General features: G+C 66.5%; 13 protein-coding genes and 2 pseudogenes. 8 read left to right on the top strand and 7 right to left on the bottom strand.

Annotation, left to right across the window (positions count from 1 at the left end):
* Positions 1–25 precede the first annotated feature (25 nt).
* Positions 26–238 carry a hypothetical protein gene (locus tag BLR99_RS20365; RefSeq protein WP_011794240.1) on the bottom strand — a complete coding sequence of 71 codons (213 nt, stop codon included), beginning with the start codon at positions 236–238 and terminating at the stop codon, positions 26–28.
* A 410-nt stretch (positions 239–648) separates the two neighbouring features.
* Between BLR99_RS20365 and BLR99_RS20360 the strand changes: the two genes are divergently transcribed.
* Positions 649–861, top strand: coding sequence for a hypothetical protein (locus BLR99_RS20360; protein WP_041827249.1), 213 nt, complete (start codon positions 649–651; stop codon positions 859–861).
* A gap of 54 nt (positions 862–915) precedes the next feature.
* Positions 916–1,173, top strand: a complete 258-nt coding sequence (infA, locus tag BLR99_RS20355; RefSeq protein ID WP_011794238.1) for a translation initiation factor IF-1 — start codon at positions 916–918, stop codon at positions 1,171–1,173.
* 15 nt (positions 1,174–1,188) lie between these two features.
* Here infA and BLR99_RS20350 read toward each other — a convergent pair whose 3' ends face one another.
* Positions 1,189–2,205, bottom strand: coding sequence for an isopenicillin N synthase family dioxygenase (locus BLR99_RS20350; protein WP_074687487.1), 1,017 nt, complete (start codon positions 2,203–2,205; stop codon positions 1,189–1,191).
* Between the two features lie 578 nt (positions 2,206–2,783).
* On the opposite strand from BLR99_RS20350, the gene BLR99_RS20345 reads away from it, so the two are divergent.
* From BLR99_RS20345 to BLR99_RS20330, 4 genes are all read left to right on the top strand, one after another.
* The gene (locus tag BLR99_RS20345; protein WP_074687480.1) at positions 2,784–3,806 is read left to right on the top strand and encodes an ABC transporter substrate-binding protein; all 1,023 of its coding nucleotides are present in this window, start codon (positions 2,784–2,786) and stop codon (positions 3,804–3,806) included.
* Positions 3,803–4,312, top strand: coding sequence for a nucleoside deaminase (locus tag BLR99_RS20340; RefSeq protein WP_011794235.1), 510 nt, complete (start codon positions 3,803–3,805; stop codon positions 4,310–4,312). The genes BLR99_RS20345 and BLR99_RS20340 overlap by 4 nt, the downstream gene beginning before the upstream one ends.
* A gap of 97 nt (positions 4,313–4,409) precedes the next feature.
* A complete protein-coding gene (locus tag BLR99_RS20335; protein WP_074687479.1) occupies positions 4,410–5,240 on the top strand; it encodes an urease accessory protein UreD in 831 nt (276 codons plus the stop codon).
* 154 nt (positions 5,241–5,394) lie between these two features.
* On the top strand, positions 5,395–7,284 hold the full coding sequence (locus tag BLR99_RS20330) for a methyl-accepting chemotaxis protein (RefSeq protein WP_074687478.1): 1,890 nt from the start codon (positions 5,395–5,397) through the stop codon (positions 7,282–7,284).
* Between the two features lie 46 nt (positions 7,285–7,330).
* On the opposite strand, the gene BLR99_RS20325 is transcribed toward BLR99_RS20330, so the two are convergent.
* The 5 genes and pseudogenes from BLR99_RS20325 to BLR99_RS23710 form a co-directional block, all read right to left on the bottom strand.
* Positions 7,331–8,161 (bottom strand): SDR family oxidoreductase, encoded by an 831-nt coding sequence (locus BLR99_RS20325; RefSeq protein WP_011794232.1) that lies wholly within the window; start codon positions 8,159–8,161, stop codon positions 7,331–7,333.
* A 357-nt stretch (positions 8,162–8,518) separates the two neighbouring features.
* Positions 8,519–9,439: a DMT family transporter gene (locus tag BLR99_RS20320; protein ID WP_046060834.1), complete on the bottom strand. Its 921-nt coding sequence runs from the start codon at positions 9,437–9,439 to the stop codon at positions 8,519–8,521.
* Between the two features lie 118 nt (positions 9,440–9,557).
* On the bottom strand, positions 9,558–10,562 hold the full coding sequence (locus BLR99_RS20315; RefSeq protein WP_011794230.1) for an NAD(P)/FAD-dependent oxidoreductase: 1,005 nt from the start codon (positions 10,560–10,562) through the stop codon (positions 9,558–9,560).
* A 540-nt stretch (positions 10,563–11,102) separates the two neighbouring features.
* Positions 11,103–11,221, bottom strand: a pseudogene (locus tag BLR99_RS23575) (tripartite tricarboxylate transporter TctB family protein); the annotation flags it as partial.
* Positions 11,222–11,235: 14 nt separating this feature from the next.
* Positions 11,236–11,361 (bottom strand): annotated as a pseudogene (locus tag BLR99_RS23710) (hypothetical protein); the annotation flags it as partial.
* A 652-nt stretch (positions 11,362–12,013) separates the two neighbouring features.
* Between BLR99_RS23710 and BLR99_RS22835 the strand changes: the two are divergent.
* Both BLR99_RS22835 and BLR99_RS22830 read left to right on the top strand, forming a co-directional pair.
* On the top strand, positions 12,014–13,273 hold the full coding sequence (locus BLR99_RS22835; RefSeq protein ID WP_011794227.1) for a S1 family peptidase: 1,260 nt from the start codon (positions 12,014–12,016) through the stop codon (positions 13,271–13,273).
* Between the two features lie 154 nt (positions 13,274–13,427).
* A complete protein-coding gene (locus tag BLR99_RS22830) occupies positions 13,428–13,640 on the top strand; it encodes a hypothetical protein (protein ID WP_041827248.1) in 213 nt (70 codons plus the stop codon).
* Positions 13,641–14,275: the final 635 nt, after the last annotated feature.

Below are 14,275 nucleotides of genomic sequence, written 5' to 3'. Positions count from 1 at the left end.
GCGCAAACGTTTGCGCGCGCCGTGATCAGCGGACCTGCATCTGGCGGCAGATGTTCTGGCCCGTGGCCGTCAGGCGCAGCGCGCCCGCGTTCCACTCCATCCAGGCGCATTGAACGAGTTCGTCGATCACATCCTCGCCGATTTCGCCCGCCTGGTTGCTGCGCAGCAACCTGTCGATGCGGGGCAATGCCTCGCGCAGTTCGCCCAGCCGGGCGGTGGAAGTGGACGCGGTAGCCATGCAACGTACCTTCGGTTGAAAAATCAAGACACAGGCTAGCACGGCAGCATGCAGGCGCGATGGCCATTGCCAGCAAGCAACACATGGCCATTGCCGCGCACGGCCGGCGCGCATGCGCTACACTGTGCCCCTCCCTGGCGACATGCCTGCCTTGCCGGGGCGCCACGGCGCACGCATCGTTTCCGCATGCCTCGCCCACCGGGCCCGCACCACGGTCCGCCTTCCTTCCGGCAAGCTCTCCTCTTTTTCACGACGCGCTCCGTTCCGGACTCCCGGCCCGCGTCGCTCCCGGCGGCTCCCGCCACCTGTGCTTCCACGCCGCCGGCCTCCCATCCGGCCGCGCCCGGCCTCCACCGGCGTCCTGTGTTCCCCGCGTGCGCGCGCCGCACGCCCCTTTTTTTCTTTCCGACATGCACACACCAGTCGCTCTGGCGGTGGGCCGCTATCTCGTCACGCCGCTGATCCGGCGCGTCGAGCCGGGCCGCTACACCGCTTCCGTTTCCGTCCGCCGCGGCATGCACGACCGCGTCTTCCGCTTCGTGCCGCATTTCGACAGCGATGCCGTGGCCTCGCTCTACGCCCTCGACCAGGGCCGGCACATCGCCCTGCACGGCGCGGGCTGACGCACGGCCCCGCGCCCGTACATCCCTTTCTTTCCCACCATCCGAAGGAGTTCCGTGTCCAAAGAAGACCTGATCGAAATGCAAGGCAAAGTGGAGGAAGTCCTGCCCGACTCCCGCTTCCGCGTGACCCTGGACAACGGGCACCAGCTCATCGCCTATGCGGGCGGCAAGATGCGCAAGCACCGCATCCGCGTGCTCGCCGGCGACCGCGTGTCGCTGGAACTGTCCCCCTATGACCTCAACAAGGGCCGGCTCACCTTCCGGCACATCGAAGGCCGCGGCCCGCGCGCTCCCCAGCGGGGCGCGCGCTGACCGCCCCCGCTGCCGTCAGTAGCGGTTGGAGAAGTTCGCGCTGATGCGCTGCTTCAGGTACTCGCCCGCCGTGATCGGCGGGTGCGTGCCCGCCGGGCCCGCGATCACCGCGTCCTCGTTGGCCTGGCAGAAGAACGCCAGGCTGTAGCGCGCTCCCTGGTACTCGTGCGGCAGCGGATTGCGCACCCGGTGGAAGTTGCTGGGCAGCACATCGTCGCTCCAGCGCGTGAGCATGTCGCCGATGTTGCAGGTGATCACGCCTTCCGCCGGCTCCACGGGCGTCCAGCGGCGGCCCTCCATCTCCTTGCCGGGCAGCACCTGCAGCCCGCCCTGCCCCGGCCGCTGGAACAGCAGCGTCAGGCAGTCGAAATCGGTGTGCGCGCCCGCGCGCCAGAGCCCCAGCTCGTCCTTCAGCGCCGGGTCCACCGCGAAGTAATGCAGCATGCGCAGCGTGCTCTGGTAGGCGGGCACGGACGGATCGTGCGCGCGGGTGAAGAACGCGTCGTCGAATCCCAGCTTCCACGCGAAGCACGAGAGCAGGCGCATGCCCACCTCCCAGCACTGGCGCTCGAAGGCCAGCGTCGCCGCGCGGAAGCCCGGCAGCTCCTCTTCCGTGGGCCAGAGGCCCTCCATGCGCGGGCGCGTGACCTGGTAGGACTCCTTCTGGTCCGGCGTGCGGGTGGAAGGGCGGATCTGCGCCTTGTGCTCCCAGCCCGCGTTGCGTGCGAGCGGCCACTGCGCCTTGGTCTCGCGCGGCAGCGCGAAGAAGGCCTCGGCCCGCGCGAAGGCCGCGCGGATGTCCTCGATGGGGATGCCGTGGCGGGAGACCTGGAAGAAGCCGATATCGACGGACGCGCTCCAGAGCTGTTCGGCGATCTCTTCCTTGCGGCGCTCGAAATCCGAGATGTCGATGCAGCGTACCTCGCGTTCGCGCGTCTCCTCGCCCAGGCCGCCCATGCGGGCCTCGCGGGAGAGCTCTTCCTGGACGCCGGAGTGGTCGGCCGCCGTGCCGGGGATGGTGGCAGAAGTCATGGTGGTTTCCTTGTCGTTGCAGCATGCAAGGGCCGTGAAGGCGCGGCCATGGTCACCGTCCATGGCGCGCGGCGCGGGCCCTTGAAGTGGGAAAAGGCGGCGGCCCCGCGCGGGCATGGGGCCGCCGCCGGCTTCAAGAGCAATGACCCGCCGACCGCCAGCCCCACGCAAGAGGGCCGCTGCCGTGCTGAACGCTTCTACTCTCGCCGGGGCCGGATGCAATCCGCGGGCCAGGCGAAACCGCCATCCCCCCCGCCGCACGGGGCACCGCCTGCCCCGTAGCGGTGACAGCACGCACCGGAACGAGGAATGCGGGCATGCCGCGCACCGCCCCGTGCACCAGGCGGGGTGCTTGCCCTCGGCGCCCGCGCAGGCCGTGCGGGCGGCGTCACCATGGGCACGCTTCATGCATTGACGCCGGCGAGTAGAAGCGTTCAGCACGGCGGGGCCAGCCTCCGCCGCCGCCCGGAAATTGCTCGATCCGCACCGGTCCTGCCCGGCGGTGCGCCGTGCCTTCGCGCGCGGTGCACGGCGCGCGGCGCACCGGCCTCTTTCGCAATGACCAACGAGGCACGGCCATGCAACGACGCCAGTTTCTCTCACGCTCCCTCGCCACCACCGCCGCGCTGGGCGCGCCGTTCGCACCCTTCGTCCATGCGCAGGGCACGCCCGTGCCGCTGAAGTTCACGCTCGACTTCCGCGTCACCAGCCAGACTTCGCCCTTCTTCCTCGCGCTCGCCAAGGGCTACTACAAAGAAGAGGGACTGGACGTGAGCATCGACGTGGGCTCGGGCTCCGTGGCGTCCATCACGCGCGTGGCCAGCGGCGCCTACGACCTGGGCCTCGGCGACCTCAGCTCCCTGGTCGAGTTCCAGGCCCAGAACCCCGGCACGCCCGTGCAGGCCATCTACCAGTACTACCAGCGCGCGCCCTTCGTCATCATCGGCCGCAAGGACCGCGGCATCACCACCGACTTTCTTTCGCTCAAGGGCAAGCGCGTGGCCGCGGCCGCCGTGGAGTCCACGCGCCGCTGCTGGCCCATGGTGGCGCGCGCGCTCAAGACCGGCCCCGACCTCTTCGAGTGGGTGACGACCGACTTCAGCGCCCGCGACAACGTGGTGGTGCGCGGCGACGTCGATGCAGCCACCTATTTCCACGACTCCGCCGTATCGCTGTTCGCGCGCATGCCGCCCAGGGACCTCGCCGTGCTCGAATACGGCAAGGCCGGGCTGCACCTGTACGGCAACGCACTGCTGGCGGGCCGGCTGCTGCGGGAAAAGCCCGAGGCGGCGCGCGGCTTCCTGCGCGCAACGCAGCGGGCACTGCGCGAAACCCTCGCCGGCCCCGAGGCGGCGCTGGCCGCCATCAAGGCGCGCGAGCCCATCCTCAACATGGATGTGGAGCGCGAGCGCTGGTCCATCACCCGGCAGTACCTGGCGCCGCCCGACCTGCCGGCCCAGGCGCTGGGCAGCGTGCAGCCCGGCGTGCTGGCGCGGCAGATCGACGAAGTGGCCACCGTGTTCCAGCTGGCCGCGAAGCCCGCGCCCGAGCGGGTGTACAACCCCGGCTTCCTGCCCGCGGGCCCGAAAGGCGCCGCATGAGCGCCATGCCCCTGCCCGAGGAAGTGCCGCTCGACGAGCGCGACGGCCGCTACCTGCGGCACGCCATCGCCCTGGCGGACAAGGCCCGCGCGCGCGGTAACCGGCCCTTCGGCGCGGTGATCGTGGGCGGCGACGGCACGGTGCTCGCGGAGGCCTGGAACGCCAACGGAGAAACCGGCGACTGCACGGCGCACGCGGAAACCTCCGCCATCCGCGTGGCGAGCCCGCAGCATGCGCGCGAGGTCCTGGCCCGCGCCACGCTGTACTCGTCGGGCGAGCCGTGCGTGATGTGCGCGGGCGCCATTTTCTGGGCCAACATCGGCCGCGTGGTGTATGGCATCGATGCGGTGCGCCTGCGCGGATTCCGCGGCGAGCGGCAGGACCAGCGCGATGCGGAACTCTCGTGCCGCGACGTATTCGACGCTTCGCCCCACCCGATCGAATGCATCGGCCCGGCCCTGGTCGCCGAAGCCTGCGCATCGCACGAAGGCGCCTGGAAAGCCTGACGCAGGTGTCCGCCGTCCGGCCCCGGGGCTCTGCGGGCCGCGGCTATCATGCGGCGCTCGCTCCAACCCACCAACGACCGCAAGGCACCCACGACCGATGACCTGGCACGCCCGCCTGCAACTGGACTACCGGCGGGAAGGCCCGCGCACCGTGGCCGGCTTCCTCCACGACGGCCCGCTGCGCATCCTGCAGAGCCTCTACCCCGAGGGCGACGGCATCTGCCACAACGTGCTCGTGCATCCACCGGGCGGACTGGTGGGCGGGGACACGCTGGACATCGCGGCCACGGTCGCGCCGGGAGCCCACGGCCTCGTGACCACGCCGGGCGCCACGCGCTTCTACCGCTCCACCGGCGCTCCCGCGCTACAGCGCACGCAGGCGACGCTGGCCGCCGGCGCACGCCTCGAATGGCTGCCGCTGGAGGCGCTGTGCTACAGCGCCTGCCAGGCCGAGAACCGGCTCACCCTCTCGCTCTCGCCGGGCGCCGAATGCATCGCCTGGGACGTGACGGCGCTGGGCCTGCCGCACTCCGGCCAGCCCTTCGCCACGGGTCGCTTCACGCAGCACATCGAGGTGCCCGGCATCTGGCTGGAACGCGGCACCATCGATGCCGCCGACGGGCTGCTGATGGACGGCCGCCTCGGGCTGGCCGGGCACCGCTGCCTGGCGTCGGTGTTTTTCGTGGCCGGCGAGGCCCTGCCGCGGGAACGCCGGGAGACGGCTTTGGACGCGGCCCGCGCCGTGATCGATGCCCATGCACTGCGGGAGACCGCGGGCGCGACCAGTCCGCACCCCCAGGTGGTGGTGGTGCGCGTGCTGGCGCCCGTGGTGGAGCCGGCCATGGAGCTGCTGCGACGGGCGTGGGGGGCCTGGCGCGAACACCTCTGGGGCCTGCAGCCACGCCAGCCGCGCATCTGGGCCATGTGAAACGCGGCAGCGACGGTGGAATGACCGGAAAAGCCGGAATCGGCAGAAACACTTGCGAATAACGCTGCACTATCGGTCATAGTTGCCGATAACGGATCAGGGCCCGGCCTGCAGCCGGGCAGCTCCCATCCGTATCCAACGTCCGAGGCTTTCCGTGAACCCCGCCCATTCGATCACGCTGAAATTCGGTGCCGCCTCCGGCGCGGCCCTGGTCCTGACCTTCCTGCTGCTCACCACGGTGGGGGTCTGGAACGTGCGCCAGCAGGCGGTGGACGATTTCGCGCATTCCAGCCAGACGCGCGTCGCCCAGGCGGACGAGTCGCTCGACGGCACGTTCAGGGAGGTGGAGCAGAACCTGAACTACCTGGCGCAGACCGCGCAGATCCGGTCCGCCGACGAAAGTCTCACCACCTACCTGGAGCGCGGCGGCATGATGACCCCCGACGCCAACGGCCCGGTGGAGCGGTCGATCTTCGCGCTGCTCAAGGAGTTCGGCGATACCCATCCGAACATGCGCTACCTCGACGTGGGAACGCGCTGGGGCGGCTACGTGCAGTGGCCCATCGAGCGCATCAACGACCACTACGACCCGCGCGTGCGGCCCTGGTACCAACTGGCGATGACGGCCCCCGACCGGGTGGTGCGGCCCGCGCCCTACCTCAGCGCCGCGGGGTCGGGCGGCGCCATCATTCCCTTCGCGCGGGCGATCAAGGGCCCGAACGGAGACATCATCGGCGCGCTCGAGGGCGACCTCTCCCTGGAAGGGTTCGCGCATCTCACGAAAGGCATCGTCTTCGGCGAGAGCGGCTACCTGCTCGTGGCGGACAACAACGGCAAGATCCTCATCGATCCCCGCGACAAGAAGAACGAATTCAAGGACCTGAAAAGCCTGGGGGGCGGCTACGAACAGCTGGCACAGGCGGCCGACGGCATCGCGACCGTGACGATGGACGGCATGGCCTATCGCGCGACGGCCTACACCTCGCCCCGCAATGGCTGGAAATACTACGCGCTCATTCCGGAAGCGGAAATGATGGCCGCTGCCAACCGCCTGGCCTGGATCCTCGTCGGCAGCGGGATCGCCGTGCTCGTGCTGGCCCTGGCGGGCATGGTGGCGCTCGTGCGCCGGATGACCGATCCGATCCGCAGCCTGACCCATTCGATGCAGGAAATCGCCTCCGGCGACGGCGACATGACGCGCCGCCTGCCGGTCGTGAGCCGCGACGAAGTCGGACAGCTCGCCGTGCAGTTCAACGCGTTCGTCGAGAAGCTGCACGGCGTGCTGCTCAACGTCATGAACAACAGCCGCCAGCTCGAGGTGGCGGCGCACGAGGTGTCGGCCGGCAACCATGACCTGTCGGCCCGGACCGAGCAGCAGGCCGCGTCGATCGAGCAGACCTCCGCGGCCATGAACGAGCTGTCGGAAACCGTGAGCGCCACGGCCGACCAGGCCGCGCACGCGACCCAGGTGGCGTCCGGCGCCGTGGAAGTGGCCCGGCGCGGCAACGATGCCGTATCGGGCGCCGCCAGGACCATGCACACGGCCGCCGAGCAGTCGGACCGCATCGTGGGCATCGTCGGCCTGATCGAAGGCATCGCCTTCCAGACCAACATCCTGGCGCTCAACGCGGCGGTGGAATCCGCGCGCGCGGGCGAGAGCGGGCGGGGGTTCGCGGTGGTGGCCTCCGAGGTGCGCAGCCTCGCGCACCGCTCCACCGAGGCGGCGCGGGAAATCAAGGCCCTGCTGGAAGCGTCGGTGGAGAACGTGCAGTCCGGTGCCCGGCAGATCGACCAGGCCGGCAAGACCATCGGCGAGCTGACGGAAGCCATCTCCGGCGTCGCCACCATCACGAGCGAGATCGCGGCCTCGGCGCGCGAGCAGAGCCGGTCCATCGCGGAGGTCAACCAGGCCGTCGCGGTGCTGGACCAGGCGACGCAGCAGAACGCCGCGCTGGTCGAGGAAATCTCCGCGGCGGCCCAGTCGCTCAATCACCAGGGCAAGGACCTCAACGCCACGGTCGGCTTCTTCAAGCTCGGGGCCTGACGGCGCGCGCGCGGCACGGCAGGCCGGAAAGCAGGCAAGCGGCCGCTCAGAACGCCCCGGGATAGGCGCCGCCGTCGGCCAGCACGTTCTGCCCGGTCAGGTAGGCCGCCTGCACGCTGCAGAGGAAGGCGCAGATCGCGCCGAACTCCTGCGGCGTGCCGTAGCGGCCCGCCGGAATGGCCGCCTGCTGGGCCCGGCGCACATCGTCCTCGCTCTTGCCCGACTTCTTCACGGCCGCCTGGATGGTGGCCGCCAGCCGGTCGGTGTCGAACTTGCCGGGCAGCAGGTTGTTGATGGTCACGCCCTTGGCGGCGATGCCGCTGCGCGCGGCGCCCGCCACGAACCCCGTGAGGCCGCTGCGCGCGCCGTTGGACAGGCCCAGGATGTCGATCGGCGCCTTCACCGCGCTCGACGTGATGTTCACGATGCGGCCGAAGCCGCGCGCCGCCATGCCGTCCACCGTCGCCTTGATCAGCTCGATCGGCGTGAGCATGTTGGCATCCACCGCGCGGATCCAGGCCTCGCGGTCCCACTCGCGGAAATCGCCGGGCGGCGGGCCGCCCGCGTTCGTCACCACGATGTCGAAATCGCGCCCCGGCCCGCCCGGCGCGGCGAACGCTGCCTCGCGCCCCTCCGGCGTGGTGATGTCGGCGGCCACGGCCACCACCTGCGGCGGTGGCCCCTTCTGGCCGGCGGCCGCCGTGATCTCCGCGCCCGCCGAAGCCAGCCGCGCGGCCGCCAGGCGCAGGTCCTCGGGATTGCGCGCGTTGATGACCACGTTCACGCCCTCGCGCACCAGCGCCTCGGCGCAGCCATAGCCCAGGCCCTTGCTCGCTCCGCAGACCAGTGCCCATTTGCCCGTGATACCCAGATCCATAGTGCGTGTCCTTTCTTTCCGCGCCGTGCCGCGCAATGCGGCAACGCAGTGGTTGGTGGTGGCGCGCCCGGCGCCGGAACCGCGATGGTACGGAAGCCCGGCATCCGCGTGGGGTGCCGGGGAATAGCCTCCCACGTTCGGGGCAAGGCGTCCGAATCCTAGCGGCGCTACCGTTCCAATGGCCGCGGAGCAGGCCATGCCAGCAGACGCCGCGGAACCGGCTTTGCCGGGCCGCTGGCGTCGTCCCCCTGGGGCTGAAGGCCGCGGCTCCGGGCCTGCCTGCGCAGGCCTGGACGTGCCTGAAGAGCAGCCGACTCCGGCGGCTGCACGGAGGCGCCGAAGGCGACTCAGGGGGGATCAATTTCTCATGCGCGTAAATACGAAGATGCCCGCCATCACCAGCACCGTGCCGGCCGCCACCCAGAGCGTGAACGGCTCGCCCAGCAGCCACACGCCCATGAGGATGGTGGAAAGCGGCCCGATCATGCCGGCCTGCGCCGCCGCGCCCGCGCCGATGCGCTCGATCGCCATCATCACCAGCAGCACCGGCACGGCGGTGCAGAACACCGCGTTGAGCACCGACAGGCCCAGCACCTCGGGCGCCACCAGCGCCGCCGAGAGCGGCCGCAACACCACGAACTGGGCGATGCAGCACACGCACGCCACCGTGGTGGCCAGGCCCACGAGCCGCAGCGAACCCACGCGCCGCACCATCTCGCCGCTGTAGACCAGATACACCGCATAGCTCACGGCCGAGAGGAAGACCAGCAGCACGCCCCAGGCCACATCCTTTCCCTGCAGGCTGGCCTCGTGGCCGAACACCAGCACCACGCCGCAGTAGCTGATCGCCATGCCCAGCACCTGCCCGCGGCGGATGCCGCGCCCGTAGAGCAGCCAGCCCAGCACCACCACCAGCGTGGGGTTGAGGTACAGGATGAGCCGCTCCAGGCTCGCCGTGATGTAGGCCAGCCCGGCGAAATCGAGAAAGCTCGCGAGGTAGTACCCCGTGACGCCCAGCCCCGCGATGCCCAGCCAATCACGGCGCGACAGCGGGGGCTTGCCGCGGCTCGCCCACCACCCCATGGCCGCGAAGACGGGCAGCGCGAACAGCATGCGGTACATCAGCAGCGTGACCGCATCCACCCCGTAGCGGTAGGCGAGCTTGACGATGATGGCCTTGCCGCTGAAGGCGATGGCACCGATGAGCGCAAGGGCGAGGCCGGTGGCGGCCTTGCCGGAAGAGGACGGGGAAGGCACAGCGGAGTCGGAAGAAGGCACGGAAGAGGAGCTCGGGCGGATCGTGGGGGAGCCGGCCAGTGTCGCACGCACGGCGCCGGCAGGCCCCCTGCAGTGCGGAATGCGGGCACCGTGAACCGCGATGCCGGCCGCGGCCTCGCTAGGTGCCGGACGACGGCCCCAGCGCCACGTGAATGGCCGAGGACGCGATGGCCGCGCCGCCCGCCGCCACGGCGATCTGGTTCAGCCCCTGCGCCACGTCGCCCGCCGCATAGAGACCCGGCACCGTGGTCGCGCCGTGGGCATCCACCACCACGTAGCCCGATGCGTCCAGCGCGGCGCCCAGCCCGGCGGCCAGGCCCGCATGGATCTGCAGGCCCAGCGCGCAGTAGAGCGTGTCGCACGCCGAACTGCCCCCCGCATGGTGCACCACCACGCGGTCCCCCTCGCGGCGGATCGCGTCCACGGGTGCCTGCACCCAGCGGATGCCGGCGCGCACCAGCCGCTCTCGGTCATCACCCGACAGCACCGTATCGCCGGGCGCGAGGAACAGCGTGACGTCGGCGCTGAAATGCCGCAGGTAGATCGCCTCGCCGACCCCGTGCGCCCCCTCGGCGATGACGCCGATCCCCTGGCCGATCGCTTCGTAGGCATCGCACACGGGGCAGTAGCGCAGCAGTCCGTCCTCCAGGGCCTGCCGCACGTGCGGCATCGGCGGCGGGATATCTTCCACACCCGTGGCCAGCAGCACGAACGGCGCGCGCACGCTGCCTCCGCCGCGCCAGTGCGCATGGAAGAACCCTTGCCCTTGTCCTTGCCCTTCCGCTGGGCCGGATGCGCCTTCGGCCGGCGCCACGCGCTCGATGCGTTCGATCGCGGCGCGCACGGTGCGGATCGGATAGCGCCGCATCTGCGCGCGCAGTGTCTCCAGCAGCGAATGGCCCGGAATTCCATCCACGAAACCGGGATAGTTGTGCGAGCGCGGAATCTTCGCGACGCGGCTGTCGCCGGCATCCACCAGCACCACCGAGCGCCGGAAGCGCGCGAGGTAGAGCGCCGCCGTCAGCCCGGCCGGGCCACCGCCGATGACGAGCACATCGCTGTCGAAGTCGCTTGTCCCGCCCTCGGGGCCTGTTCCGTCGCCTGCCGCCATGTCTGCTGCCATCTTCGCTCCGTGGATTCCGCACCGCATCCGCAACCCGCGGAACTGGACGGGCGCACCATCCGCGCCCATTCCGGAGACTTCGGCAATTGCCGTACCCGGGGTGCGAGGCGCACGTGAACAAGCCGCTCTCGAGCTGCCACCCACGCCATATCGGCGGGAGCAGCCCCGCTTTCGGTCATGGCGGTTTGCAAGATCCTGCCGGGCCCCTGATCCCCAACGCCGATGCGGTACAAATTACCTGCGCGCTCCGGCAGGCGCTGCGGCCTGCCGCCTTCGTGGCAGACCTCTGGATCAATGGGCAGATCGGTTGGTATCCGGATCCTCCCATGGACAAGATCCGCGTAGGCCGCGACGTGGTCTTCGTGAACATCCCGCCGGAATGCACGGGCTGCCCAACCCCTCCCGGATTCCGCCGTCATGCCCTGAGCGCCTCCCATCTGCGCTCCCGCCTCGCCCCACTGCAATAACCCACACGCACCCCAAGAAAAACGGCACCCGAAGGTGCCGTCTTTCCCAATCGTGGAGTGGTATCCGCCGCACCAGGATCGCGAGCAGGATTCCCAGGATCAGAGAGGAATAGCCCGGACCCATGCGCGCGCCGGTCCCGACGCTGTAGTTGGTGGCACCGATCGCGAAAGCGACCCCGACCCCATGAACATGAGGCCGGAGGGATTCAGGACGCGGACGGCGAGCCCGCCCGGTCACGTGACTCCAGCGGCGGCGTTGCGGCGATGACCTTCTCCAGGGTGGTCACGCCTTCGGCCACGCGCAGCGCACCGGCCAGCCGCAGCGGGCGCATGTCGCGAGGTAGTAGTCCGTCACGCCCAGCCCCGCGATGCCCAGCCGCTGAATGCAATGGCGCCCACGAGGGCGAGGACGAGGCCTGTAGCGTTTTTGCGGGGGAGGAGCGGCAGCGGTATCGGAGGCACGGGACGGGCGCGCGGGCGCGAAGGCGGGGAAAGCCGCAGTGGGGCATGCGCCGCGCCGCGCGGCCCGCGGCTTTGCGCGAGGCTGGCAGCGTGGGACGCGATGGGCGGGGAAAGCCGTACAGGCATGGGCGGCACAGGGCAGTCAAGCGGTGACGGCATGCGTTTCGGTGGATGGAACTGTTACGTCTCGCGACCTATTTGCGCCCTGCCGCGGAGGATTTAGCTATGGATCGCTTCGCATAATCCCGGCCAAACATCGCGATGCGCAGGTGCGGTGGAAAGTGAAAAAGAGATGAGAGATGATCGATCTGTCACCCAAAAGAATATGGTAACTGCAATATTTTCGGCTTTATGCAACAGTGCCGCAATAATTAATTTCTATCAAACATGAATGAAAACTCTTCCGCCAGATGGAATTTTGGTGCATGATTGAACTTTCCTACACGACAATGCAGTCGTAACGGTGACGCTGCGACCTCATTTCATCGCCTTATCATTCAATATTTACATTCGGGACCAGACATGATTGCCAAAAAAATGATTCTTTCCATGGTTTCTTTTTTTTCCATTTCGCTCAATGTGACCGCACAGCCCCTCGTGCCTAGTTCCGAAGAAGCCCCTGCGGTTTTTCATTTCACCAAAGAGCAGGCGTTGGCAGCTTCTGGCTTGGATGTTATTGCCACCGAGAAAAACCAAAAGATCGTGGAGGCGTTGGGAAAGAACACGGTTTCCATCAAGGAACTGGCGGGAGATACCTTTGCTGGCTCATGGATTCATTACGACGAGAACCATGAGGCGCAGCAGTTTTTCGCAACGACCGTGCCTTTGAATCTACATAAAAGCAGAATGGCAGGTTCTGAGGGAAAAATATTTTTCATTCAAGTCAAATACAGTTACAAGGAACTTGAAACCATTCGAGAAAAAATATTCGATGCATTCAAGGATTCCGCTAGACTTGGTGATCCTTTAGTGTACGGAATAGGAATAGACGAAGAAAAGAATAAACTAATGGTCGCAGGCCGCAAGGAAAATCATAGCCTCATCAGAGCCAGAATCCAACTGCTCGGCATCGAGCCGGACGCGTATCTACTGGAAGATCAAAACGGGCCTACCACATTGATGGGCACTCTCTTCGGTGGTTCAAAAATCGTCGCCTCAAATACCAATAGCCCGATGTATCGGTGTACTGCGGGATTTAACGTGGTGATAGACTCGATTTACCCAGGAACCATCACTTCCGCACATTGCATGCACTACAACGAGTATTGGAATAGAGTGTATTTCGACATCGGAACATCCTCTGGTTCGATCAAAGGCGAGGAAATAGGTCAATTCATGGCCGATGGCTATCCGAACAAATTGGATGCGATTATTTTCGGAAACACCAACTTTGTTCACACACTCTACGGAAAAATAATTACTACGCAAAATAGCTTGGTAGGCGTGAAACCGATGGCGCCCTTAGCGCAAAATACGCCTGTGTGCACATCGGGAGGCACCAATGGTTGGCGGTGCGGTACCCAGGGAGTAACAAACCGGCAAGCCTGGGTAGGGTCCGAGATATTTACCTTTGCCGAAGCTACATTTTGTGGTGCTGGTGGCGACTCCGGCGGTCCTGTGATAAATGACAAGAACAACGCATTGGGAGTATATACAGGAGCCAAAGGCAACTATCCGCAAGGAACCTGCGGGGCTGTATTCGGCGGAAACCCTGTCTCCTTTTTCCAACCCCTCGCCCCTTATTTGGATCGCCACCCCAATGTGGTCTTGATGACAGAGTAAATTTTGCCATTGGCCAAAATTGTGATCATGCGATTTGCGTTTTTGGCCAAGGCTTCAAATAATTGCTTTACACAGTTGCACTCTGTATTGAAATTTAAATCAATACTTCAGAGTTATTCCACATTAGGAAGACTTTATCTTTTGGTATCCCTGCATGCTAGCGCTGGTCGGTGTGAGCAGCTACTTTACTTTTTGGTCCATCCCAGAGCTGTTTGCGGATCTCGACCGAGCCACGCCTGTCGTTCGTATCTGGCCCGGCGTCATGCACGCTCCTGCCATGCTGCTGTTGGCACTTTTGACAGCAATTATTCTCCCGATGAAGGCGATCCCCTTTGGGGATAAATTAGTTGCCAAACAACTCGCTTGAGGAACATCTTTTTTGTGATTAATTTCGCTGCTTTGCTACTTATAAAATTTATTTCCAAAGTGCTGCAGCACCATTACCTTCCACAACGGGGCTATGTCAAGTGCCAGGAATTCAGGGGTCAACCTTCTCTCTTGTTCGCGGCTTAAATACGCAATTCGGCGTGATGCGTGCAGGGCAAGAGTCCGGAGTGGGTGACAGAGCAGGTGATTTCAAGATACCTGCATTCGTGAGGCTGTCCCGCATCCAGCCGAAGGCCTTGATCGGCGAAAGCAAGGTGGTCGATCTCTGGATGAATGGAGAGCTCTATTGGTACACGGAAGACCCCATGAACAAGGTCCGCGTGGGCCCCCCCGCGTCAGAATAGTTGTCGCCTCGATAGGACTCCGGTGTTCGGAGTTCATGAAGGTAGTAGGAGGCTGTGTAGTTGTGGTCGAAGGTCTGCGTGGTGGGCAACGCGAAGCGTTGTCCACGGCAAGCGGGCCGGTGCGCGCAGCGCATCGTCCACAAATGCACAGCCTTGCAGGTGCCTTCAGGCGCCGGCCCGCTGCCGTGTGTTTCACCCCGGGGGCGAAGAGCGAGAAGCCAGTTGGCACGATACGGACAAGCATTCAAAGACAGAGCGGTGGGCAGGTTGC

Origin of the sequence: Paracidovorax citrulli, from assembly GCF_900100305.1 — a bacterium.
GTDB classification, from domain to species: domain Bacteria; phylum Pseudomonadota; class Gammaproteobacteria; order Burkholderiales; family Burkholderiaceae_C; genus Paracidovorax; species Paracidovorax citrulli.
This window is presented reverse-complemented; position numbering and strand designations above follow the sequence as displayed.

Coding starts and splice junctions, on each gene's coding strand:
- BLR99_RS20315 (WP_011794230.1), bottom strand. CDS start 10,562: ATGGCAGCAGACATGGCGGCAGGCGACGGAACAGGCCCCGAGGGCGGG.
- BLR99_RS20345 (WP_074687480.1), top strand. CDS start 2,784: ATGCAACGACGCCAGTTTCTCTCACGCTCCCTCGCCACCACCGCCGCG.
- BLR99_RS20360 (WP_041827249.1), top strand. CDS start 649: ATGCACACACCAGTCGCTCTGGCGGTGGGCCGCTATCTCGTCACGCCG.
- BLR99_RS20350 (WP_074687487.1), bottom strand. CDS start 2,205: ATGACTTCTGCCACCATCCCCGGCACGGCGGCCGACCACTCCGGCGTC.
- BLR99_RS20365 (WP_011794240.1), bottom strand. CDS start 238: ATGGCTACCGCGTCCACTTCCACCGCCCGGCTGGGCGAACTGCGCGAG.
- BLR99_RS20325 (WP_011794232.1), bottom strand. CDS start 8,161: ATGGATCTGGGTATCACGGGCAAATGGGCACTGGTCTGCGGAGCGAGC.
- BLR99_RS22830 (WP_041827248.1), top strand. CDS start 13,428: ATGCTAGCGCTGGTCGGTGTGAGCAGCTACTTTACTTTTTGGTCCATC.
- BLR99_RS22835 (WP_011794227.1), top strand. CDS start 12,014: ATGATTGCCAAAAAAATGATTCTTTCCATGGTTTCTTTTTTTTCCATT.
- BLR99_RS20340 (WP_011794235.1), top strand. CDS start 3,803: ATGAGCGCCATGCCCCTGCCCGAGGAAGTGCCGCTCGACGAGCGCGAC.
- BLR99_RS20335 (WP_074687479.1), top strand. CDS start 4,410: ATGACCTGGCACGCCCGCCTGCAACTGGACTACCGGCGGGAAGGCCCG.